This is a genomic window from Burkholderia sp. Ac-20384 (assembly GCF_017104605.1).
Classification (GTDB): Bacteria; Pseudomonadota; Gammaproteobacteria; order Burkholderiales; family Burkholderiaceae; genus Burkholderia; species Burkholderia lata.
Map to the genome: position 1 here is coordinate 1 of NZ_JAAGPE010000657.1, position 1441 is coordinate 1441.

Consider the following 1441-nt stretch of genomic DNA (forward strand, 5'->3'; position numbering starts at 1 on the left):
GAACGTGCGCTTGCTGCACGTCGCGTCGAGGCTGCCCTTGCCGCTCAGCAGCGGGCAGCGGTCGAACACCTCGGCGACCCAGTCGACGAACACGCGCACCTTCGGCGACAGATGGCGGCTGTGCGGAGCACACACCGAAACCGGCAGCGGCAGCGGCTGGACGCCCGACGCGTGCGCGAACCTGCGCACCTTCGTCGAGCGCTGGCAGCTGCCGGTGGCCTGCGCATTCCGCTACCAGGACACGATCGACAACGCGCACCCGAACTACGCGGGCGACGTCGGGCTCGGGATCAACCCCGCGCTCGGGAAACGCATCCGCGACGCCGACCTGCTGCTCGTGATCGGGCCGCGCCTCGGCGAAGCGACGACCGGCGGCTTCACGCTGCTCGACATCCCGAAGACGCGCCAGACGCTGATCCACGTGCACCAGGGCGCGGACGAGCTCGGCCGTGTGTATGCGGCCGACCTGCCGATCGTGTCGGGCATGCCCGAGATCGCCGCGCCGCTCGCCGCGCTCGAGGCGCCCGAGCACCCGGCGTGGGCCGGCACCGCCGCCGACGCGCATCGTACGTATCGCGAATGGCATGCGCCGCTGCCGATGCCCGGCGACGTCCAGCTCGGCGACGTGATGGTGCAGTTGCGCGAGCGCCTGCCGCATGACGCGATCCTCACCAACGGCGCCGGCAACTATGCGATCTGGCTGCATCGCCACTTCGCGTACCGGCACTTCCGCTCGCAGCTCGCGCCAACCAGCGGCGCGATGGGCTACGGCGTACCGGCCGCGCTTGCCGCGAAGTCGCTGTATCCGTCGCGCGCCGTCGTCGCGCTCGCGGGCGACGGCTGCTTCATGATGGCCGGCAACGAGCTCGCGACCGCGATGCAGTACGGGCTGAACATCGTCGTGATCGTCGTCAACAACGGGCATTTCGGCACGATCCGCATGCATCAGGAGCGCAACTACCCGGGACGCGTGCACGGCACGGGGCTCACGAATCCCGATTTCGCCGCGTATGCGCGTGCGTTCGGCGCGCATGGCGAAACCGTCGAGCGCACCGCCGATTTCGCGCCCGCGCTCGAACGCGCGCTGACCTGCGGGCTGCCCGCGCTGATCGAAATCCGTATTCCGCAGGACGCCAGCACGCCGGCCGCGACGCTCGAGCAGATCCGCGAACAGGGCCGCCGCGCACGCGGCGGATGACGGTGGACACGCACGCCGCGCCGCGTTGGCCCCTGCCTTCGCACCGGGGGCGACCATATACAGGCGCTTGCTGCCGAAATTCTGCGCGTACGCGATTGCAGCCGCGTCGTCGACGGTCGGGCCGTCGATCACAGCCACTGCACGCAGTTTGCCTGCAAGGGAATCCGCTGCCGTTGCGACGGGTTGTTTCGACGAGTGCCCAGGTGCGATCAGCAAACGCGGTTGCGCATTGAAGCGTGACTT

General features: G+C 69.6%; 1 protein-coding gene and 1 pseudogene. One reads left to right on the forward strand and one right to left on the reverse strand.

What is annotated here, in order from left to right; genetic code table 11:
• Positions 1 to 1198 (forward strand): thiamine pyrophosphate-dependent enzyme (locus G3O00_RS42645; protein WP_346779039.1); only part of this gene is annotated, 1198 nt, incomplete at its 5' end.
• A gap of 36 nt (positions 1199 to 1234) precedes the next feature.
• Here the strand turns inward: G3O00_RS42645 and G3O00_RS43805 are convergent.
• Positions 1235 to 1441, reverse strand: a pseudogene (locus G3O00_RS43805) (phage tail sheath family protein); the annotation flags it as partial.